The sequence below is a fragment of the Amycolatopsis sp. NPDC059027 genome (genome assembly GCF_042739735.1).
Classification (GTDB): Bacteria; Actinomycetota; Actinomycetes; order Mycobacteriales; family Pseudonocardiaceae; genus Amycolatopsis.
Genome location: NZ_JBHYIK010000017.1, coordinates 24,300 through 45,093 on the forward strand (window position 1 = coordinate 24,300; position 20,794 = coordinate 45,093).

A 20,794-nucleotide genomic window follows, 5' to 3' on the forward strand; every position below is an offset into this window, starting at 1 on the left:
CGAACGCTCCGTTGCCGACGATGAACGTCTCGAACGGAGCGTTCGCGACACCACCCCGGAGTGACGCAGGCCACTCCGGCCGGAGAACCGATGCGGCCATCGCCCACGTCTTGCTCGATGCCGGAGGGGATCCGGCAGGCGAAACTCGAGGAGTGACCAATGCGTATGGTCAGTACGGCGGAAACGGCGCCCACGGAATATGCCAGGGCGGTCACCGCCACCGGACTGAAGGTCAGGGCGGGCCGCCGGATGGCGGTCGACGGGCTGGACCTCGCGTTGGGCAACGGCGTCCACGGCCTGCTGGGGCCGAACGGCGCGGGCAAGACGACGCTGATCAGGTCGCTCGCGACCGTGCTGCCGCCCGCCGCCGGAACGCTGGAACTGCTCGGCAGGCCCGCCGGCCGGGACATGCGCGAGACCCGCCGGAGGATCGGGTACCTCCCGCAGGACTTCGGCTTCTACCGGCAGTTCACCGTACGCGAGTTCGTCACGTACCTGGCCTGGCTGAAGGAGATGTCCAAGGTGGACATTCCGGCCGCGGTGCAGCGGGCCATCGAGATGGTCGGGCTCGCCGATCGCGCAGGGGACCGGATGAAGACGCTGTCGGGAGGCATGCTGCGCCGCGCGGGGATCGCGCAGGCGATCGTCAACAGCCCGGACCTGTTGCTGCTCGACGAACCGACTGTCGGCCTCGACCCGGCACAGCGGGTCGAATTCCGGGCCCTGCTGCGGGAACTGGCCGACGACACCTGCGTCGTCGTCTCGACGCATCTCGTCGAGGATGTCGCCGCCGCGTGCACCGACGTCGTGCTCATCGAGTCCGGACGCCTGGTGTGGCAGGGCAGCGCCGCGGACCTGGCCGCGGCCGGTGGCGCGGACGACGTCGGCGACAGCCCGACCGAGCGAGGCTATTCGGCGTTGCTGGCCCGCCGCACGAGCACGAAGGGAACGGGCTGGTGAGCGCGCGAGTACTCGGTATCGAACTGCGCCGGTCGATCGCGCCGCTGACCGCGGTCGTGGTGCTGGGCCTCGGTGTCGCGGTGGTGCAGCTGATGTTCCGCGAGGGCCCGACGTTCGCCCAGTGGACCACGTTCTCCGGTATGCAGCGCTACGCCCTCGAATTCCTGGTCCCGGTGGCCCTCGGCGCGGGTGCCTGGCAGGGACGCCGGGAACGCCGGTCCGGGATGAGCGAGCTGACCTCGACCGTCTCCCGCCCGGCCTGGCAGCGGTTCCTGCCCGTCTCCGGCGCGATGGCGATCGCGGTCGTGGCGGGCTATCTGGTGGTGCTCGCCGTCGGCGCTGTCCAGGTCGTCGGCAACGCCACCTACCACCATCTCGGCTGGCTGCCGATCCCGTTGGTGGGTGCGCTGGCGCTGGTCGCGGCGAGCTGGCTCGGGCTGGGGATCGGCACGCTGCTGCCCTCGACGCTCACCGCGCCGGTGCTCACCGTCGGCGCCCTCATGGGCCTGATCGCCTTGCGGGTCAACGGCACCGGCAAGGAGGTCCTGCTGGGACCGGAGCTGAACGGCCTCGTCGACACGTTCACCGTGCCGGCGCCGCGGGTCACCATCGCCCAGGTGATCTGGTTCGCGGCGGTGGCGGTCGCGGGCATCGTGCTGGCCACGGCTCCCGGACGTCGGCGGCTCCTGGCCGTGCTGCCGATCGCGGCCGGCCTCGCGGTGGCACTGCCGTTGATCCCGGCGACGCAGGACACGCGGTATGTCGCCGACGCGGCGGCGGCCGAACCGGTCTGCACCTCCGACGCGCCCCGCGTCTGCGTCACCAAGGCCCACGCCAACGCGCTCGGCGACCTCACCGGCCCCGCCAGGGACGCGCTGCGGTTGCTGGCACCGCTGGCCGCCGCGCCGGCCTCGGTCGCGGAGAGCCCGCGGGACAAGCTCCTGGACCGGCCGGTGAAACCCCAGCCGTCCGATGTGGACCTCATCCAGCTGTGGTCCTACGACCTGGACGACCAGTCACATCCGAAAAAGGCCGGGGAGGAACTGACGATCGAGCTTCTCCGGGGTGCCGGGACCACGCAGTGTGACTACCTTCCCTCGATGGCGAACGGGGTGGAGCTGGAGCGATATCACCGGGCGCGCGACGCACGGGATCTCGCGGCCGCGATGCTGGTCGGGAAGCCGCTCACCACCTTCGGGTCGCTCGCCAAGCAGGAATGGCCCACGCTGCACGCTCTTCCGGCCGACGAACAGCTGAGGCGGGTCAGCGCGTTCCGGGTGGCGAGCCTGTCCTGCGAAGGTGATCTGGTGGACATCCTCACCCACGGCGGTGCCCGATGAGATGGCTGACGCTTTACCTGCGCTCTCGCCGTGTCCCCGCCGCCGGTGGTGCGATCCTGGTCGCGGTATGCGTCTTCTGGGGACTCAACGTCGTGACGAACTCCGCGCTGGCGCAGCTCTTCGGCGTGCTGGCCGTCGCGCTGTGCACGTCGGCGGCCGCGGCGAGTCTGGGAAGTGCCGACCCGGACCTGGACCGGACCGCCGCGATCGCGTGGCCACCCCGGCGCGCGGCGCACGTCGTCGCGATCGGCGTCGTGTCGGCACTTCTGGTACTGGTTACACAGGCGAGTGACAATCCACTCGGCTCGACCGAAACGGTGCTGCGCGCGGCGGCCGGGTTGACCGGGCTCACGGCGCTCGGCGTGACGCTCTTCGGTGCGCAACTGGGGTGGGTACTGCCCACGACGCAGGCTATCGTCGCGATGGCGGTGTTCTTCTCCAGCAAAGAGAAATCCGTTTCGCAGCAGGTGTTCTCGTGGCCGTTCCAGCCCGACGGCACCACCGCGGCCACGGTCACCGCCGTGGTGCTCGCCGTCGCCGGCCTCGTCGTGCACGCCGTGTTCGGGAGCAAACGAGTACGCACTCGTCAGTAGTACGCGACGGCGTTGCTTTTGCCGCCTGGCGAAAGTCCTTATACGCTCCGGAAATGGACGTTCTCGGCAGCAGAACCGCGCTCACTTGATCGGGTGATCACAGTCCGCGGACCACGAGGGAGCGCATGACGGGCACAGCAGGGAAGACCCGCCGGAGCATCGCACTCGCCGCCGCGATGGTGGTCGGTCCGGTCGTGACGCTCACGGCCGGACCGGTCTCCGCCGCACTACCGAAAAGCCAGGAAATCGCCGCGTCACTGCGTGCGGGAACCTTGGGCTCCTCCCACGGTGTCCACGACATCTGTCAGGCCGAAGTGGACGGTCGGACGATCGACCTCGGCTGTCACGCCCAGCTGGTCGGCTCGGGCCGGGCCGAGGCGGGCCCGCTGACCACGTCGGCGCCTGCCGGATACGGGCCCGCCGAGCTGAACACGGCGTACCGTCTCCCGCCGCTGACCACCGGCCCCGCCGCCACCGTCGCGATCGTCGGCGTCGGGGCGTATCCGGCGCTGGAAGCCGACCTCGGCAAATACCGCGCCCAGTACGGACTACCGAAGTGCGACACCGCGAACGGCTGCCTCACGGTCACCGACTTCAAGGGTGGCCCACCGCTGCAGCCGTCCCCCGGCTACGCGCAGGTCGAGGAGAGTTACGCCGCGGAGACCGCGCTGGACATCGACATGGCCAGCGCCGCGTGCCCTACCTGCAAACTGGTGATGGTGCAGATCCCGCTCGACATCGGGCGCCTGCTCAGCGCGGCGGCGCTGGGCCTGCCCGCCGCGCTGGCCGACGATTTCGGCAGTGCGGTCACCCACGCGGCGAAGCTCGGCGCCGGTGCGGTGAGCATGAGCTACGGTCTGCCGACCGGGTTGCAGGCCGAGTACGTCGGCACCGGCGCCCCGGCGAAGGCACTGCACCATCCCGGGATGGCTGTCGTCGCGTCCTCGGGCGACAAGGGCTACAACGGGGACAAGCAGTTGTGGCCCGCCCAGCTGCCGTGGGTGACGGCCGCGGGCGGGGTCAGTCTCAAGACCGGTGACCACGGGGCCGTCACGATGTCCGCGTGGGGCGGGAAGTTCGTGCCCAAGGGCGCCAAGGAACCCAAGTGGGTCGGCGCCGGGAGCGGGTGCGCGCCGGGCCTGCCGCCCGCGATCGGGCAGCCCGCCTCGGTTTCGGTGCACTGCGGGAACCACCGCGCGGTCGCCGACATCTCGGCCGACGCCGATCCGCTGACCGGCGTCGCGGTCTACGACTCGTACACGCCGCATTCCGGTACCGGCGGTGGCTGGCTCACCGCCGGCGGCACGAGCGCCGCGGCGCCGTACCTCGCCGGGCTGTACGCGCGGGGCGGTCACCTGGCCGCCGTCGACGGTCCCAACACGCTCTACCGGGCGCCCGCGGGGACAATCCAGGACGTCGCGGGTGGCGGCAACGCTCAGGACGGTGCCGCCGCGTGCAAGGTCGCGAAGGAACTGTGCCTGGGCGGTACGGGCTGGGACGGGCCGACTGGGCTCGGCGTCCCGAACGGTCTCGGCGCCTTCTGAACCACGCGCTGCGATGAGCCTTCCTTGCCGCGCTCGAGGACTCGTAAGCCGTCTTCGGCCTCATCGGTCCCGCGCCGCCGCGTCTCGCAAGCGCAGTTGGTCGCGGCGGCGGATCAGAGAGGCGATCTCGGCGGTGTTGCCCGCCAGCTCGACGGCTTTGTCGTAGGCCGCGCGCGATTCCTCGTCGCGCCCCAGTCTGCGCAGCAGGTCGGCGCGGGTGGCGTGGTAGGCGTGGTAACCGCCCAGCTCGTGCTCGACGCGGTCGACGTCCGCCAGCGCCACCTCCGGGCCGTCGAGCTCGGCGACCGCCACGGCCCGGTTGAGGGCGACGGTCGGCGAGGGATCGACGCGGACGAGCTGGTCGTAGAGGGCGAGGACCTGCGACCAGTCGGTGTTGCGGATGTCGCGGGCGGAGGTGTGCACGGCGTTGATGGCCGCGAGAATCTGGTAGCGGCCCGGAGCCACCCCGGCGGCGGCAGCGGCCAGACGCTCGCGCACCAGCCGGTGCCCCTCGGCGATCAGCGCCGCGTCCCAGGCTTCACGGTCCTGTTCGTCGAGGGCGACCAGTTCGCCGCCTGCCGAGACCCGGGCAGGGCGGCGGGCTTCGATGAGGAGCATCAGCGCCAGCAGCCCGGCCACCTCACCGTCGTCCGGCAGGAGGGCACGGATCAGCCGGGTGAGCCGGATCGCCTCGGCGGTCAGATCGTGACGGACCGGATCGGTCCCCGGACCGGTCGCCAGGTAGCCCTCGTTGAAGACGAGGAAGAGGACGGTGAGCACCCCGGAGACGCGGGCCGGGAGATCCTCGGCGGACGGCACGCGATACGGGATGCGAGCCGCCTTGATCTTGGCCTTCGCGCGGGTGATCCGTTGCCCCATGGCACTTTCGGCCACGAGGAACGCGCGGGCGATCTCGGGGACGGTCAGACCGCCGACCATGCGCAGTGTCAACGCCACGCGAGTTTCCATTGCCAGCGCCGGGTGACAGCAGGTGAAGATCAGCCGGAGCCGGTCGTCGTCGATGGCGCCGAGAGGCTCCGGCGGGGTGTCGTCATACGCTGCCTGAGCCGCCTTTTGCTTGTCGTCGCGCTTGTTCTCGCGCCGGATCCGGTCGATGGCCTTGCGGTTGGCGGTGGTGGTCAGCCAGGCGCCGGGGTTCGGGGGCACACCGTCGGACGGCCACCGCTCGACGGCGGTCGCGAACGCCTCCGCGGCCGCATCCTCGGCGATGTCGAGATCACCGAAGCGCCTGGTGAGGGCGGCCACCACCCGTGCCCACTCGTCGTGATGGGCCCGGGTGATCGCCGCATCGACGCCGCTCACCGGAATGGCCGCACCTCGATCTTCCGATCGCAGATCTTCGACGCCTCGGTGGCGAGCTTGAGCGCCACGTCCAGGTCGGGGGCCTCCCACACCCAGACACCGGCGAGGTATTCCTTCGACTCCACGAAAGGCCCGTCGCTGAACACCGGCCGCTCACCCCGGTTGTCGATGACCGTGGCCGCGTCGGTGTCCGCGAGCCCGCCCGCGAAAACCCAGTAGCCCCCGGCGATCAGCCGTTCGTTGAACGCGCTGATGGCGGGCTGCCTGTCCGTGCTGCCGGGATCGCTCTTGTCGTCGATCACGGAAACCAGGTACCGCATTCGAAGATCATCTCCTGTGGGTGTCAAGACAGCGTGGTTCGATGGCCGGCTTCATGGTCGCGGTCCCCCAGGGTGCCGCTGACGTAGACGACGTCGCCCATGCGCAGGTCGTCGTCCTCGAGGGACAGCAGGCCGCCGGCGGCGAACAGGTCCCGGTTGCCGATCACGGTGAGCGCCCAGCCGCGGTCGGCGAGGTAGGGGGCCGCTTCGTTGCGTTCGCCGAAATAGCGCAGCCTCGCGTGGTCGAGATCGAAACCGTGTGCGCGCCAGCGTTCGGAGATGCGCCGCAGGCCTTCCTTCGTCCTGTCGTCGTCGCCCGGTTTCGGGTTGGGCCTGCTTTCGGTGGCCACCCGGCTGCCCGGCGCGCTGAGCTCGGTGATGGTGTCCAGCAAGTGGTCCTGTGCGTCGGGTGGCAGGTAGCCCAGCAGTCCTTCGGCGCTCCACGCGGTCGGCAGGGCCGGGTCGAATCCGGCGGTGCGCAGTGCGGCGGGCCAGTCGTCGCGCAGATCGGCGGCGGCCACGCGCCGGTCGGCGGTGGGCGCGGCGCCCAGCCCGGCCAGTGTGCGGGTCTTGAACTCGACGACCTGTGGCTGGTCGACCTCGTACACCACGGTCCCGGCAGGCCAGGGCAGCCGGTACGCGCGGGAGTCCAGTCCCGCGGCCAGGATCACGGCCTGCGTGATGCCCGCGTTCGCCGCGTCGAGGAAGAACTCGTCGTAGAACTTGGTGCGGACCTTGGCCCCGTCGATCGCCAGCTGCCCGACCAGGTCGTCGGGCGGCAGCTCGCCGGTCGCCAGCCGGGTGAGGACGTCGACGCCGACCGCCCGGACGAGTGGCTCGGCGAACGGGTCCTCGATGAGCCGGCGATCCGCGCGAGTCGCGATCGCCCGGGTCATCGCGGCCATGGTGGCGGTCGCCCCGACGCTGGACGCCAGGTCCCAGGTGTCGCCGTCGTGCCGGGTGGAAGTCATGTGCTGCCCTGTCTTTCCGGGGGATTCTGCCGACGCACGCCCGACAGTAGACGAATCGGCCTGCGCGCGAAGCCACTTCGCGGCTATGGTCAGCGGCGCAGCTCGCGGGCGGCGTCGAACTCCGCCGCGCGTCCCGCGGATTGCCAGCGGTACCACCGGTCCCAGCCCCGCAGTGACCACGTCTGCCACCAGCGATCGACACGCGGGCTGAGGCGGCGCAGCAGTTCGAGCGTGAGGATCAGCGGGGCGCGCAGCAGCAGGAAGACGATCCCCGGCAACGGCGAGGGCATCCGGTAGCGGCGGCGGTGCCAGGGCAGCATGAACAGTCCGCTGTAGCCCGCCTGAACGCGGAAATGGTAGGCAGCGCGGAGTTTCTGGAACCCGCGATGCCGGGGGAGCGGCGCGAACGAGGGCACGAAGGATTCCACGAGTTCCCGGCCGAGCGCCCCGGAATCATGGGCACGCGCGGCGTCGCAGAGGAACAGGATGCGCCAGGCTTCCAGTGCGGTTTCGGGGAAGTATCCGTCGGCGCGGACGCCGGCGAGATGGCCGCAGTACCGGTTGAAATGCAGGACCGCGCGCATTTCGCGGGGCGTGGTGACGTGCCCGACGACATGCAGCGCGAACGCGGGCGCGATACTGCCGCCGAGCAGCGTCAGCAGCATGTGCGACTGGCTGATCGGCAGCCCCCAGCGCTCGCGCTCCCATTCCGGATGGTCGGCGACGCGGGCCCGTACGCTGACGTGCATCACCCTGACCTTGAGCGAGATCTCGCGCGCGAGCGACCCCGGGGTCAGGATCGCGCCGGGCCGGCACACCTCGATCCACCAGTGCGTGGTCTCCAGATACCGGTGCAGCGCCCGGCTGCCCGCGTAACCGCCGGACAGCGACAGCGGCAGGGCGAGCGCCGCCTCGGTGTAGGTGTCCATGGTTCCGGCGTTGCCGACCGCGCCCAGTGCGTAGCCCCAGCGCCGCCACACCGCGGCGCCCTCCTCGACGAGGCCCGGGTCGACCCAGCCGGGCAGGCGCTCGAAATCCTCGAACAACGCCCGCATGGATTCCGGTGCTTCGGGGACGTCGTCGATCGACGACGTCAGTGCCCGCTCCAGCAGTTCGCGGGACTTCCGGGCGCCGAGTCCGCCGTGATAGGTCTCCCGCACGAAGCGTTCGGCGATCGGGTCCCCTGTGGACAGTCCGGCGGTGAACGCGTCCGTGATCGCGGGGGAGGGAAACAGATCCGTGCCGGTCAAGGCTTTGACGACCCGCCGGATCCGCGCGTGCGGACCGCGCTCGCGTGCCTGCCCGGCACGGAAGGCGGTCGGCGTCCGCGGTTCGGTGGTCGGCACGGCGTCCTCCGGAATCGGCGTCTCCGGCGCCGATTCCACCAGTTGACAACGGCCGTTGTCAACTGGTGGGGTCGCGGATCAGGCCGGGGTGGCCGCGTCGCGCAGCGTCCGGAAGTTGGCCCGGTACTGGTCGTGGATCGGGTTGGATTCGACCCGCAACAGCGCTTCGTCATTCTCGCGCAGGGCCGCGTTGGTGTAGTTGTGGCTGCCGGTCATGACCCACTTGGTGTCCTTCTGCCCGGCGTAGGTGCCCTCGATCAGCATGTACTTCGAGTGCACCTCGTGCTGCCCGGAGATCTGGTACAGCTTGATCCGGTCGTGCCCGGCGAGATGCCCCCTGCTGCCAGCGTCGAGGGTGGTGTAGACGACCTCGACCCAGCACTTCCGGTCGGCGAGCTGACGCAGCTTGCGGGCGATGTCGTCCCGGCTGAACGACCACATGGCGATCCGGATGATGGTCCGCCCGGTCTCGGTCCCGGTCGAGGTGTTGCCCTCGCAGGCGACGTTGTCGTCGAGCATGTTGTAGATCGTGTCGGTCTGCTCGTCGGTGCCCGCGCGCGGGAAGAAGTACGCCTTGGTGTTCCCGGCCGACACCGTCCGGTAGTAGTCGCTCGTCTTGTGCTTCGCGGCGAGGTCGTCGAAATAGCTGACATAGCCGTTGTACAGCCCGGTGTTCCCGACGATCGTCACCGCGTTGTTCCACAGCTTGGTGGTGTTGCCCGCGTTCAGGTTGGCCGAGGCCTGCACGACGACGTTCTTGCTGCCGGAGGTGTCGGAGAACAGGAAGAACTTGTTGTGCATGATCGGCGTGCCCTTGCTGCCGATGCAGGCGGCGTCCTTCGTGCACACCGTGAGCTTGCCGCCCAGCGCGTTCTTCAAGGTGGTGGACGGGCCGGTCGTCGAGTCGGAGTAGTCGAGCACCACGCGGACGTCGACGCCGCGGTTCTTGGCCGCGACGAGATCGGCGGCCACGGCGGCGTCGTCGAAGTGGTAGATGGCCATGTGGATGCTGGATCCCGCCGCCGCGCCCTTGATCAGGGACCGCAGGTGGTCGACGATCGTGCGCTGCTGGGCCGGAACGGTGGGGTTGTTGAAGACCGCGCCGGAAGACACCGCGGCGGAAGCGGCCGGTGCGGACAGTAGCGTGCCCACCAAGGCGAGCAGCCCGATCAGGGCAGCCGCCGCTCTCGTTCGTGTTCTGTTTTCGGACATCTTTCCGAAGATAGGAAAGGAATCCGCCGTCGTCGTCCCACTGTCGGCAGAGGCGGGGTAAACCTCAGGAGTAGGCGACGCTACTTCGCCGCGTTGACCAGTCCCGTTTCGTAGGCGACGACGACGGCCTGCGCGCGGCTGGTGAGATCGAGTTTCGCCATGACGCGGCTGAGGTGCGTCTTGACCGTGCCCTCGGTGATCATGAGCCGCCGCGCGATGTCGCCGTTGGTGCCACCGGTGGCGACCAGGCTGAGGACCTCGCGCTCCCGGGTGGTGAGCGGCGCGAGCCGGACGGCCTGCTCGGCAGGCGGCGCGGGCGGCCGGTAACGGTCGACGAAGGCGTCGATGAGCCGTCGCGTGACGGTCGGCGCGAAGAGCATGTCCCCGGCGGCCACCGCGCCGATGGCGGCGAGCAGGCTCGCCGGTTCGGCTTCCTTGAGCAGGAATCCGGACGCGCCGGCTTGGAGTGCTTCGTACACGTACTCGTCGAGGTCGAACGTGGTCAGGATGAGGATGCGGGGCATCGGTTCGAGGTCACTGCCCACGATGAGCCGGGTCGCGGTCACGCCGTCGGCCACCGGCATCCGGATGTCCATCAGGACGACGTCGGGGCGCTTCTCTCGCGCGCACTCCACCGCCCGCACACCGTCCCCGGCCTCGCCGACGACCTCGAACCCGGGTGCCGCGGTCAGCAACGCGGTGAGCCCGGCACGGACCAGCGGCTGATCGTCGACGACAAGGACTGTGGTCATGGATTCTTTCCCCCGAGCGAACCGGCGCTTCCTCAGGACACCGGAAGCACCAGCTCGACTGCGAAACCCCCATCAGGGCGGGGACCGGCCGTCACCCGCCCGCCGAAAATCTTGGCACGCTCGCGCATCCCCGGTAAACCGTAGCCGCTGACACCGCCGGGCGTGGCCGGTTCGGCCGACGGCGCGTCATTGGACACCGTCGCGACGATCCGGTGCGGCTCCCGGTGGACATCGACGACCGTGCGGACCGGGCCGGCATGGTTCACGACGTTGGTCAGTGCCTCCTGGACCACGCGGTAGACCGTGAGCTGCAGGCCCGACGGCAGCTCGTCCAGCGCCCCGCTGACCCGGAGCTCGACCGCCGGTCCCGTTGTCTCGACCCGGCTGACCAGTTCGGGCAGCTGGGCCAGGCCGGGCGCGGAGGTGAAGTCGGCCGTTCCCACCGGGGAAACCCGCAGCAGGTCGAGCACCCGGCGCAGATCGTCCAGCGTCTCCCTGCTCACCTCGCCGACCGTTCGGACGGCGGCACGGGCGGTCGGCGGATCGGCGTCGAACACGTACCCGGCGAGGCCCGCCTGCATCGAGATCACCGACAGATGGTGGGCGATGACGTCGTGCAGTTCCCGCGCGATGCGGAGGCGTTCCTCGGTCATCATCCGTTCGATCCGCCGGTCGTGTTCCTGGCGTAGCGCGTCGGTCGCCTCGGCCAGCTGCCGGTTGCGTTCCGTCAGCTGGCGCGAGAGCCCGCCCAGCAGCACCGCGACACCGCAGACCACCAGCGACTGCGCGATTCCGGCCACCGGGGGAATCTTCAGCGCGACCGCCCCGGCGTAGAGCACCGGCGCGGTCACCAGCATTCCGGCGAGGCTCATGCGGAGCGACGTCACGGCCGCCAGGCTGTACACGGCGAGAACCGGCCCCCACAGATGCAATCCCGGCAGGTAGCCGCGCGACAGGTACAGCAGGTAGGCGGCCGAGGACACCAGCAGGACCGGCACCGGTGCCCAGCGACGTGCCGCCAGCGGAAGGCAGACGCCCGCGGTCAGCAGATAGGCCCAGAGGTCGAACCAGCGCCAGGGTTGTTCGCGGAAGCCGCCGCCCACCAGGCTCATCATCAGGAACACCAGGACGGCGACCACGACGTCGACCGCCCAGCGCGGCGTGCGGCCGACCCGGCGCATCAGGTTCCCGTCGTCGCCGCGCACCCGTCGGAGCCTAGCCAGCCGTACCCTCGATCGGCGTCGTACCGGCGGGGTAGTTCGCCTATCACCGAGGTTGACCCGGTGTTCGTGATCACCGTGTGCCCGCCTCGGACCGCGCGCAGACGGACGCTGGTGGAGGATGTCGACATCCTTCCCTTGAAAGCGAAAGGAACTCCGGCGGCATGCGCATCGACCGGCTGGACCACCTGGTCCTCACGGTGGCCGACCTCCAGGCCACGATCGACTTCTACACCCGGGCGCTCGGCATGGAGGTCGTCACCTTCCGCGGCGGCCGCAAGGCACTGACGTTCGGCACCAGCAAGATCAACCTGCACGAGGCCGGTCACGAGTTCGAGCCGAAGGCCGCCCGACCCACCCCGGGTAGCGCCGACCTGTGTTTCGTCGCGGCCGACCCGCTCGATCAGGTCGTCACCGCGTTCGAGGAACACGGGATCGCCATCGAGGAGGGCCCGGTCGAACGGACCGGCGCGACCGGGCCCATCCTCAGCGTCTACGTCCGCGATCCCGACGGCAACCTCATCGAGATCAGCAACTACCGCTGATCCCCGGCGGCGCCGCTCAGCCGTGCCGAAGACCGCGGACCGACTTCGTGGTGAGCGGGACGAGGAGCAGAACCACGCACACGATGCCCCCGGCCAGCGCGACGTGCGGGGCACCGAACGCCGCGGCGAACGGCGCCGCCGCCAGCTGGCCCGCCGGGATCGCGACGAACGAGCCCAGGTTGTCGTAGGAGGAGATCCGCGACAGCATTTCGCGGGGAACATGTTCCTGCAGCGAGGTTTCCCACGCGATGCCGTACACCCCGCTGCCCAGTCCCGCGACGAACGCGACGCCCGCGAGCCACGGAAAGTTCGCGTGCAGGCCGAGCGCGATCAGCGGGAACGCGAGCGCGACGACGCACAGCTGTCCGATGGGCAGCAGGCTTCGCAGCACGATCCGGTACATCGCGACCGACATGACGAGCACACCGGCCGCGTTGGCACCCAGCACCGCGCCCCAGGCCGTTTCGCCGATGGTGTCCCTGGCGATCAGCGGCCCGAGGACCCGCCAGATCCCCACCTGCAGGAAGTTGACGAAGCCGAAGCAGGCGACGGTCAGCCACACCCAGGTCCGGGACCGGAATTCGGCCCAGCCATCCCGGAGATCGGCGAGCGGGCTGCGTCTGCCGGACGGTGGCGGGGTGTCCAGCGACAGCCGGGCGAGACAGGCCGCCGCGAAGAAGTAGGTCGCCGCGTCGATGGCGATCGCCCATCCGCCGCCCGCCGTGGCGACCATCGTCCCGGCGGCCGCGGGCCCGAGGATCTTGGTCGCGTTGCGCACCGATCCGAGCAGGGAGTTGGCCTTCTGGAGCCGGGAAGGGCCGACCAGATCGGGCACGATCCCGCGCAGCGCGGGCGTGGTGAACGCGGTGAGCGTGCCGTTGACCGCCTCCAGCAGGATCAGCGTCCAGAGGTGATACGGGCCCGCCACGAGCAGGAACGCCACGACAGCCTGCGAAAGCCCGGCGCCGAGATTCGAGACCAGGAGCACGAGCCGTCGCGAGAACCGGTCGCCGACCACGCCGCCCGCCAGCGTGAACACGATGAGCGGAATGGTGTTGGCCGCGAGCACCGCGCCCATGTCGCCCGCACTGTTCGACGCCTCCAGCACCGCGAAGGACAACGCGACCGGCGCCATCGAACTGCCCAGCAGCGAGACGAGCCGTCCGGTGAAGAACCAGCGGAAGGCCGGGGTCCGAAGCAACGGGCCGTCGGCGATCTGCGCCCGCAATGCCCCTCCAGTCCAGATCCGAAAGCCGGGTCGGCCTCACATTAACCGGATCCTTCCCTTTCTCGCGAAGAGTTTTCGGGGATTCGCGGCATGGCGAAGTGCCGGTAAGGCCACCTTGCAGGCGTCTGACGCCCGTAAGGTGGCCTTACCGGCACTGAGTCCTCTGTGGACACGTGTGCCCGCGGCCGTTCGTCTGAGGTCAACGCTGTGAAGGAGGCCTTCAGCGCATCCGGCGGCGCCCAGGCTCAGCTCGTCGCGGCTCCATCGGAGAAGACGACCTCGCGGACCTCGATGCCCAGGCCCTCGACCTTCGCGTCGGGAATCATCGCCGCGAGTTCGAGTGCGCGCTCCTTGTTCGCGCACTCGATCAGGTAGAAGCCGCCGAGGTACTCCTTCGCCTCCAGGTAGGGGCCGTCGGTGACGACCGGCTGCCCGCCGCGGACACGGACGACCGCGCTCTGCGAGGGATCGGCCAGCGCCTGGGTCGTGATCATCTCGCCGGAGTTCTTGATCGTGTCCATGAACGCGCCGTGCCCCTCCATGACCTCGGTGCGCTCCTCCTCGGTCAGCGCGTTCCACACGGCGGGGTTCATGTGCATGATCAGCAGGAACTGCATGACTACTCCTTGGTAGTTCTCGGTGGCCGTCTGGCCTTTCGCTCAGTGGTCGAAGCCGCGGGCACGGCCTTGACATCCCCTGCGGGAAATTTCCGCCCGACTTTCGCACGGCCCGATGTCAAGAACGCGGCGGCGGCCACGACCAGGCGGTGAAGGTACCCGACGGAGTGAGGAAGCCGAGATGAGCAACACGCGAGCGGCCGGCCGGCGCGAATGGCTGGGACTGCTGGTGCTGGTCCTGCCGACGCTGGTGGTGGCGATGGACATGACCGCGCTGTTCCTTGCGCTCCCGCGCGTGAGCGCGGACCTGGGCGCCGACAGCACCCAGCAACTCTGGATCACCGACAGCTACGGCTTTCTGGTCGCCGGCTTCGTGATCACCATGGGCACCCTCGGCGACCGGATCGGCCGCCGTCGCCTGCTGCTGATCGGCGCGGCGGCCTTCGCGGCCGTGTCGATCGCGGCGGCGTGGTCGCCGAATCCGCAGATGCTGATCATCATGCGGGGGCTGCTGGGGATCGCGGGCGCCACCCTGACGCCGTCGACGCTCGCGCTGATCAGCAGCATGTTCCGCGACGAACGGCAGCGCGGCAAGGCGATCGCGGTGTGGGCGACCAGCCAGTTCGCCGGTGGCGCGCTCGGCCCGGTCCTCGCCGGGTTCCTGCTGCAGTACTTCTGGTGGGGCTCGGTGTTCCTGATCGCGGTCCCGGTGATGGTGCTGCTGCTGATCGTCGGCCCGATGGTGCTGCCCGAGTACCGCGCTCCGGCGCCAGGGCGGCTGGACCTCGCGAGCGTGGGGCTGTCGCTGGTGGCGGTGCTGCTGACGGTCTACGGTCTCAAGCGGCTGACCGTCGAGGGCCCGCACGACCTTGCCGTGCCGCTCGGGACGATCGTGGTCGGCCTGGCGGTGGGCGCCGTGTTCGTCCGGCGTCAGCTCAAGCTCGAGACGCCGCTGCTGGACCTGCGGCTCTTCCGCAACCGGCCGTTCGCGGCCGTCCTGGTCGCGTTGGTGCTCGCGGGTGTCGCGATGGCGGGGACGGGCCTGATGGTGACCCAGTACCTGCAGAGTGTGCTGGGCTTCTCGCCGCTCGCCTCGGCCGTGCTGTTCGCGCCGATGGGGCTGGCGGTCGCCGTGGGCACGATGGCCGCGCCCGGCCTGACACGGTGGCTGCAGCCGTCGACCGCGATCGCCGCGGGGCTCGCGGTGTCCGTGCTGGGTTCGGTCCTGCTGATCCTGGCCGACAGTGTGCACGGGCTGCCGCTGGTCATGGTCGGCATCGCCGTCCTCGCGCTGGGCACCGGCCCGCTGTTCGCCCTCGGTACCGGGCTGGTCGTGGGCTCCGTGCCGGTCGAGCGGGCGGGTTCGGCGGCGTCCATGTCCGAGACAGGCAACTATTTCGGCGGGTCACTGGGCTTGGCGCTGCTCGGGGTCCTCGGGGCGAGCGTCTACAGCGGCCGGATGACCGACGTCGTCGCGGCGGGTGTGCCGACGGTCGCGGGGGAGACCCTCGCCGGGGCCACCGCCGTGGCTGAGCAACTCCCGCCCGCGGAAGCCGCCGAGCTCCTGCGCACCGCGAAGGACGCCTTCACCAGCGGCTTGAACGTCGTCGGTGTCGTCGCCGCGGTGCTGTTCAGCGCGCTTGCCGTACTTGTCGTGAAAGCCCGTTCGACGGGGACCGCCACGGATTCCCGGGCCGAGATCCAGCCCGCGGCCGCATGAGCCCGGCGAAATCGCCGCCCGAATCGACAAACAGGTCGATATGGCACGAAAAGCCCGGTGCGCCCTTCCGGAAGCCGAGGCGGATGCGGAGCCGCAGGTGAAAGGAAGAACGAGGCCGTTATGTTCATTCTCGTCGCTCGTGACGAAAAGAAATCACCGCCGGACACGGCGAAGATCGCACTCGAGGTCACGGAGCGCGTATCCGCGGGCGCGAACGGAGACCTCGGCCAGATGGCGCAATGCCCCCGGGATCCGTTGGCGCACACCCCACCGACGACGACCGGCTACCGTGGCGCGCAGCCCGGAAAACCGGAAGTCGCTACCCGTGCGAAGCCGAAATATCGGCGGAAAAATCGACCCGGAATCCCTGGATTGACCGCCTGAATCTCCTTGCGGGCGTGCAGGGTTCCGGCCCGGAGGATCTTTGTGCGAATGCCCGCATCCGAGGTTGGAAATAAGGGGGAGACGCGAGCGAAGTAGCGCGGTAACGTGTCGACTGGATTCGGCTCAGGGGGTCACCGAAATGTCGAACATCATTTCCGAGCGAGATCGTTTTTCGACATCCACCACCAAGAAGGTCACCATTATCGGCGCCGGGGTCGCCGGGCTGGTCGCGGCGTGCGAGCTGGAAGACCTGGGACATCACGTCGAGATCCTGGAAGGCAGCGGCCGCGTCGGCGGGCGGGTGCGCACCCACCGGTTTCGGGCGGGCCCCGCCGCTCCGCTGGTCGAGCTGGGGGCCATGCGCGTTCCGGCCAAGCACCGGCTCGCGATGGCCTACATCACCAAGCTCGGCCTGACCGACAAGGTCCGCGACTTCAGCACGCTGTTCTCGGAGGACGAGACCTACTACACCACCGGCGACGGCTACGTCCGGGTCGGGGACGCGGCCACCACGCTGGTGGACGAGTTCCGCCACAGCCTGGCCGAGCATCGCTACCGCGACCACACCATCCTGTTCGGTGCCTGGCTGATGGCGGTCGGCACCGCGATCGCCCCGCGCGACTTCCGGGGCGGGCTGCGGGAGGAGTTCAGCCTGGAACTGCTCGACCAGGTCGATCGGATCGATCTGAGCCCGTTCCTGCGCGGCAGAGCCAAGAACCAGGTCGATCTCTCCGCGTTCTTCGCCGCGCATCCCGAGGTCCGGCCCGGCCGGAACGGGGAGCTCAACCGGTTCGTCGACGACATCCTGTGCGAGATCAGCCCGGAGCTGGTCCGTCTGGAAGGCGGGATGGACCAGTTCACCCGGCGGCTGGCCGAGCGGATCCAGGGGCCGGTCAGCCTCGGCCAGGAGGTCGTCGGGCTGCACGTCAGGGACGACGACGTCCTGATCGACATCCGGGAGGGCGACCGCCTTGACACCCGGCGGTGCGACTACGTGCTGTGCACCATCCCGTTCCCGGTCCTGCGCCGGTTCGCGTTGAGCGGCTTCAGCGCGAGCAAGCTCGCCGCGATCCACGAGATGAAGTACTGGTCGGCGACGAAGGTCGCCTTTCGCTGCCGGGAAGCGTTCTGGGAACGGCACGGGATCACCGGCGGCGCGTCGTTCGGCGGCGGCCGGATCCGGCAGACCTACTACCCGCCGGTCGAGGGCGATCCGGCGAACGGGGCCGCGCTGCTCGCCAGTTACACGATCGGCGACGACGCGGACGTGCTCGGCCGGATGCCCGCCGCGGTGCGGCATGCCGCCGTGCTCACCGAACTCGGCCGCATGCATCCCGAACTGCTGCGCCCGGACATGGTGGTGGACGCGGCGAGCCTCGCCTGGGGACAGCACAGGTGGAGCGAGGGTGCCGCCGCGGTGCGCTGGGGTAAGGACGCGGACGAATGCGAGCGGGAACGCGTCCGCGCGGCCCGGCCGGAGCACCGGCTGTTCTTCGCCGGTGAGCACTGCTCGTCGACCACGGCGTGGATCGAGGGCGCGATCGAGTCGGCGATCAACGCGGTCGGCGAGATCCATTTCCACCGGCCACGAGCACGGCTGATGCCGGTCGGTGGTGCGGCGGGGAAAGGGGACTACCGATGAGCGTGTTCGACCTGCCGCGTCTGCATTTCGCGGGCGTGGCGACGACGAGGCTGCCGACCGGACCGCGCGGCGGACTGCTCGACCTGGCCACGAACACCGCGCTCACCGAGGAGGGACCGTATCCGGCGGACCAGCCGGTCGGCGAGTACCACGACTACCTCGAGCGACGCGGCGTCAAGGGCACCAACTTCGGCGGCAACGGCCATTTCTTCATCGACGCGCGGATCACCGGTGCCGAACCGGAAGCCGGGGTGATCGCTCGCACGGATCCGGTCGCCGGGCGTGCGGTCGACCTGTGGGGGCACTACAACCCGTACCTCGCGACCACGTTCAACCGGGCCAGGGTGTTCGACCTCGACCCGTCGTCGGCGTGGACCACCACGCTGATGGTCGGCCAGTTCTGTTTCGGCAGGGAGGGCCGGTCCCACGACGTGGGGTACCTGTGCACCGGCGAGGTGAGCGGGTTCTGCCCGCCGCGCTGGCATCGGCGGGGCAGGTCGACGGTGTACCAGTTCGTGGTCCGGCGGGCGGACGGTCTGAGCTGGCTCGACGACGCGGCGAAATCGCCCGCCGTCACCGCGCTCCGGTCCACTGTGGAGGGTTCGGGGTTCGACGGCCTGGTGGTCCAGTTCGGGCTGAGTGACCCGGTGGTGCCTGCCCCGGATTCGCCGACCCGGTGGGCGCTGGCCGGGACGATCGCCCCTTGGCGGGACTGGGAGCCACGGACCTGCCCGGCCGGGCGGTTGCTCGTCCCGCGCCAGCCGGGGTGGTCTCCGCTCACCGTCGCGGTCACCGAAGACCACGCCACGGTCAATCTGGTCGGCCTGCCCGAGGCGGGGGCGCTCCAGCTGCGTACTACGGACGACCGGCTCGTCGCCCGGTTGCCCGCGCCGGGGAAGTCCGGCTGCCTGGTCTCGGCCGAAGTGGTCGCCCAGCCCGGCACGGCCGCGCTGTGTCTGTCCGATGAGGACGGTGAGGTGCTCTGCACCGAGCGCGAGATCACCCTCCAGGTCGACGACGCCTGCCTGTTCGTGGAACATCCGAGGAACGACGCGGACGCAGGCCAGGACGTCGAGGTGCCGGTGCGGTCGTTCGTCCGCGGCCGACCCGGCGCGGTGGACACGGTCCAGGTCCGGCAGTTCTTCAATCCCCGCGCGCTGCCACGCGACCCGGTGGCGTGCGCCCCGGACACGGCTTCCGCCGCCGTCGACATCCTGCGGTTGCGGCCCGGGCGGCTGGACGAACCGGGGCACTGGTCGTCGAGTTGTTCGCTGCGTACCGATCCGCAGGGACTCGGCTGGTTCACCGTCCGGGGCGCGCGGGCCGGCTCTGCCCGGCTCGGACTGTCGGCGCACGCCGACGACGTACCGTCGGATCCGGAGCAGCCGGGTTCTGCCGCGGTCTGCTACGACAACGACGATGTCCTCGGCTACTGGGCGGGCGCGGGCGGGCTGTCCGTGCGCGTGCTGCCCGACGACTGGCGGCTCGACGACCTGTCCGAGGACGAGGTCGACTACGACCTGGTGTACCGGGAGATCTTCGCGCCGTACGAACTGCTCTCCTCCTTCATGGCGGACGAGGTGTTCAGTCTCGCTGACCGGTGCCGGGTGCGGACCTACGCCGATCTCATCTGGCAGATGTCCGATCCGGCGAACAAGGCGAAGACCTACTACATGCCGCCGACCAGGGATCTGACCGAGCCGAAGGCGCGGCTGCTGCTGAAGTTCCTCCGTGCCGGGCAGAAGGCGGGCGAGGTGCCCCTGATCGTTCCGGCGGCCGAGCGGTCCGGGCCGAAGATCACCACGCGCCGCGCGCTGCTCACCGCGTTGCGGCACGGCGCGTCGATCGAACTGGCGGTGATGCTGCAATACCTGTACGCCGCGTTTTCCATCCCGGCCTACGGCGCGGGCACCGAGTACGTGCGCCGTGGTGAATGGACGCCCGAACAGCTGCGGCTCGCGTGTGGCCGCGGCGGCGAGGACCGTGACGACGGGATGCGCGGCGCCCTGCTCACCGTGGCGCGCGAAGAGATGATCCACTTCCTGCTGGTCAACAACATCATCATGGCCACCGGCGAGACGTTCTACGTTCCGTCCATCGATTTCGGGACGATCAACAACGAACTGCCGGTGCCACTGGATTTCTCCCTCGAGCCGTTCGGGATCGGCAGCGTCCAGCGGTTCATCGCGATCGAGCAGCCCGCGGGCCTGGCCGGGGAGATCCGGCGCGGTGACATCCGCGGCGACGACGCACGAGGCCCCCGGCACCCCTACGCCTCACTCAGCGAGCTGTACGCGAGCATCCGGGAAGGCCTGTCTCGGGTTCCCGGTCTCTTCCTGGTGGACAAGGGGCGTGGCGGCGGCGAGCACCACCTGTTCCTGCGGGAGTCGATCAACGAGGTGTATCCCGACTACCAGCTGGAGGTGGACGACCTGTCCAGCGCGTTGTTCGCGATCGACGTGCTCACCGAGCAGGGCGAAGGCGGCGTGCTCCGCGGGACGGAAACCGGGGAACCGGCCCATTTCGACACGTTCCTGAAGATGTCCGAGCTGCTGATGACCGAGCAGGTGACGAACTCGCGCGGCCGCCGCGCCCCGTGGAGCCCGGCGTATCCAGTGGTGCGCAACCCGAGCCTGCACGACGACGACCCGGCGAAGGAGCAGATCACCGATCCGCGGGCCAGGGAGGTCCTGGTGCTGTTCAACCGGGCCTACTTCATGATGCTGCAGCTCATGGTCCAGCACTTCGGCCAGCGGCCGGACTCCAGCCTGCGCCGGTCCGAGGTGATGAACATGGCGATCGAGGTGATGACCGGGGTGCTGCGGCCGCTGGGCGAACTGCTGGTCACGCTGCCCTCGGGCAGGCGGGGGCGGACCGCCGGGCCGTCGTTCGAACTCGAGGAGCCCCCGGGCTACACGGCCCGTCCGGACGTCGCGATGCGCGCCATCACGCTGCGGTTCCGGCATCTCGCGTCGGCCGCCCGCGCCTGCGAACTGGTACCGGAAAGCACGGCGGAGACCCTGGAATTCCTCGCCGAGCGGTTCCGGACCTCGAAGCGATTCGTGGTCTGAGGAGGA

18 protein-coding genes are annotated in these 20,794 nt (G+C 69.9%); 9 read left to right on the forward strand and 9 right to left on the reverse strand.

The window, feature by feature from the left end:
- The first annotated feature begins 159 nt into the window (after positions 1-159).
- The 4 genes from ACFWY9_RS14080 (at position 160) to ACFWY9_RS14095 (ending at position 4,437) form a co-directional block, all read left to right on the forward strand.
- Entirely contained in the window at positions 160-960 is an 801-nt protein-coding gene (locus ACFWY9_RS14080; protein WP_378323300.1) for an ABC transporter ATP-binding protein, read from the forward strand.
- Entirely contained in the window at positions 957-2,300 is a 1,344-nt protein-coding gene (locus tag ACFWY9_RS14085) for a hypothetical protein (protein WP_378339026.1), read from the forward strand. The genes ACFWY9_RS14080 and ACFWY9_RS14085 overlap by 4 nt, the downstream gene beginning before the upstream one ends.
- On the forward strand, positions 2,297-2,893 hold the full coding sequence (locus tag ACFWY9_RS14090) for a hypothetical protein (protein WP_378323297.1): 597 nt from the start codon (positions 2,297-2,299) through the stop codon (positions 2,891-2,893). The genes ACFWY9_RS14085 and ACFWY9_RS14090 overlap by 4 nt, the downstream gene beginning before the upstream one ends.
- A gap of 125 nt (positions 2,894-3,018) precedes the next feature.
- Complete coding sequence (locus ACFWY9_RS14095; RefSeq protein ID WP_378339027.1) at positions 3,019-4,437, forward strand: S8 family serine peptidase; 1,419 nt, start codon at positions 3,019-3,021, stop codon at positions 4,435-4,437.
- A gap of 60 nt (positions 4,438-4,497) precedes the next feature.
- On the opposite strand, the gene ACFWY9_RS14100 is transcribed toward ACFWY9_RS14095, so the two are convergent.
- The 7 genes from ACFWY9_RS14100 to ACFWY9_RS14130 all read right to left on the reverse strand — a co-directional run bounded on the left by ACFWY9_RS14100 (position 4,498) and on the right by ACFWY9_RS14130 (position 11,566).
- Positions 4,498-5,760, reverse strand: a complete 1,263-nt coding sequence (locus ACFWY9_RS14100; RefSeq protein WP_378339028.1) for an RNA polymerase sigma factor — start codon at positions 5,758-5,760, stop codon at positions 4,498-4,500.
- The gene (locus ACFWY9_RS14105; RefSeq protein WP_378339029.1) at positions 5,757-6,080 is read right to left on the reverse strand and encodes a YciI family protein; all 324 of its coding nucleotides are present in this window, start codon (positions 6,078-6,080) and stop codon (positions 5,757-5,759) included. The genes ACFWY9_RS14100 and ACFWY9_RS14105 overlap by 4 nt, the downstream gene beginning before the upstream one ends.
- Positions 6,081-6,103: 23 nt before the next feature.
- Positions 6,104-7,051: an SAM-dependent methyltransferase gene (locus tag ACFWY9_RS14110; RefSeq protein WP_378339030.1), complete on the reverse strand. Its 948-nt coding sequence runs from the start codon at positions 7,049-7,051 to the stop codon at positions 6,104-6,106.
- Positions 7,052-7,140: 89 nt separating this feature from the next.
- On the reverse strand, positions 7,141-8,397 hold the full coding sequence (locus ACFWY9_RS14115; protein WP_378339031.1) for an oxygenase MpaB family protein: 1,257 nt from the start codon (positions 8,395-8,397) through the stop codon (positions 7,141-7,143).
- Between the two features lie 78 nt (positions 8,398-8,475).
- The gene (locus ACFWY9_RS14120; RefSeq protein ID WP_378339032.1) at positions 8,476-9,609 is read right to left on the reverse strand and encodes a phosphatidylserine/phosphatidylglycerophosphate/cardiolipin synthase family protein; all 1,134 of its coding nucleotides are present in this window, start codon (positions 9,607-9,609) and stop codon (positions 8,476-8,478) included.
- 80 nt (positions 9,610-9,689) lie between these two features.
- Positions 9,690-10,361, reverse strand: a complete 672-nt coding sequence (locus tag ACFWY9_RS14125; RefSeq protein WP_378323290.1) for a response regulator — start codon at positions 10,359-10,361, stop codon at positions 9,690-9,692.
- A 32-nt stretch (positions 10,362-10,393) separates the two neighbouring features.
- Positions 10,394-11,566 (reverse strand): sensor histidine kinase, encoded by a 1,173-nt coding sequence (locus ACFWY9_RS14130; RefSeq protein ID WP_378339033.1) that lies wholly within the window; start codon positions 11,564-11,566, stop codon positions 10,394-10,396.
- A gap of 179 nt (positions 11,567-11,745) precedes the next feature.
- On the opposite strand from ACFWY9_RS14130, the gene ACFWY9_RS14135 reads away from it, so the two are divergent.
- On the forward strand, positions 11,746-12,126 hold the full coding sequence (locus ACFWY9_RS14135) for a VOC family protein (protein WP_378323287.1): 381 nt from the start codon (positions 11,746-11,748) through the stop codon (positions 12,124-12,126).
- 16 nt (positions 12,127-12,142) lie between these two features.
- Here the strand turns inward: ACFWY9_RS14135 and ACFWY9_RS14140 are convergent, their stop codons facing one another.
- Together ACFWY9_RS14140 and ACFWY9_RS14145 are read right to left on the reverse strand one after the other, a co-directional pair.
- Positions 12,143-13,354, reverse strand: a complete 1,212-nt coding sequence (locus tag ACFWY9_RS14140; protein WP_378323286.1) for an MFS transporter — start codon at positions 13,352-13,354, stop codon at positions 12,143-12,145.
- A 245-nt stretch (positions 13,355-13,599) separates the two neighbouring features.
- Entirely contained in the window at positions 13,600-13,971 is a 372-nt protein-coding gene (locus tag ACFWY9_RS14145; protein WP_378323285.1) for a YciI family protein, read from the reverse strand.
- A 181-nt stretch (positions 13,972-14,152) separates the two neighbouring features.
- Between ACFWY9_RS14145 and ACFWY9_RS14150 the strand changes: the two genes are divergently transcribed.
- The 4 genes from ACFWY9_RS14150 (at position 14,153) to ACFWY9_RS14165 (ending at position 20,788) form a co-directional block, all read left to right on the forward strand.
- A complete protein-coding gene (locus ACFWY9_RS14150; protein WP_378339034.1) occupies positions 14,153-15,691 on the forward strand; it encodes an MFS transporter in 1,539 nt (512 codons plus the stop codon).
- Positions 15,692-15,811: 120 nt separating this feature from the next.
- Positions 15,812-16,075, forward strand: a complete 264-nt coding sequence (locus ACFWY9_RS14155) for a hypothetical protein (RefSeq protein WP_378323283.1) — start codon at positions 15,812-15,814, stop codon at positions 16,073-16,075.
- A gap of 64 nt (positions 16,076-16,139) precedes the next feature.
- Entirely contained in the window at positions 16,140-17,717 is a 1,578-nt protein-coding gene (locus tag ACFWY9_RS14160) for a flavin monoamine oxidase family protein (RefSeq protein ID WP_378339035.1), read from the forward strand.
- Positions 17,714-20,788, forward strand: a complete 3,075-nt coding sequence (locus ACFWY9_RS14165) for a ferritin-like domain-containing protein (RefSeq protein ID WP_378339036.1) — start codon at positions 17,714-17,716, stop codon at positions 20,786-20,788. The genes ACFWY9_RS14160 and ACFWY9_RS14165 overlap by 4 nt, the downstream gene beginning before the upstream one ends.
- Positions 20,789-20,794 lie beyond the last annotated feature (6 nt).

Bases quoted from the DNA above. Each gene is read 5' to 3' on its own strand.
- ACFWY9_RS14095 (WP_378339027.1), top strand. From the start codon at position 3,019: ATGACGGGCACAGCAGGGAAGACCCGCCGGAGCATCGCACTCGCCGCC.
- ACFWY9_RS14145 (WP_378323285.1), bottom strand. From the start codon at position 13,971: ATGCAGTTCCTGCTGATCATGCACATGAACCCCGCCGTGTGGAACGCG.
- ACFWY9_RS14150 (WP_378339034.1), top strand. From the start codon at position 14,153: ATGAGCAACACGCGAGCGGCCGGCCGGCGCGAATGGCTGGGACTGCTG.
- ACFWY9_RS14125 (WP_378323290.1), bottom strand. From the start codon at position 10,361: ATGACCACAGTCCTTGTCGTCGACGATCAGCCGCTGGTCCGTGCCGGG.
- ACFWY9_RS14110 (WP_378339030.1), bottom strand. From the start codon at position 7,051: ATGACTTCCACCCGGCACGACGGCGACACCTGGGACCTGGCGTCCAGC.
- ACFWY9_RS14080 (WP_378323300.1), top strand. From the start codon at position 160: ATGCGTATGGTCAGTACGGCGGAAACGGCGCCCACGGAATATGCCAGG.
- ACFWY9_RS14105 (WP_378339029.1), bottom strand. From the start codon at position 6,080: ATGCGGTACCTGGTTTCCGTGATCGACGACAAGAGCGATCCCGGCAGC.
- ACFWY9_RS14090 (WP_378323297.1), top strand. From the start codon at position 2,297: ATGAGATGGCTGACGCTTTACCTGCGCTCTCGCCGTGTCCCCGCCGCC.
- ACFWY9_RS14155 (WP_378323283.1), top strand. From the start codon at position 15,812: ATGTTCATTCTCGTCGCTCGTGACGAAAAGAAATCACCGCCGGACACG.
- ACFWY9_RS14120 (WP_378339032.1), bottom strand. From the start codon at position 9,609: ATGTCCGAAAACAGAACACGAACGAGAGCGGCGGCTGCCCTGATCGGG.
- ACFWY9_RS14135 (WP_378323287.1), top strand. From the start codon at position 11,746: ATGCGCATCGACCGGCTGGACCACCTGGTCCTCACGGTGGCCGACCTC.
- ACFWY9_RS14165 (WP_378339036.1), top strand. From the start codon at position 17,714: ATGAGCGTGTTCGACCTGCCGCGTCTGCATTTCGCGGGCGTGGCGACG.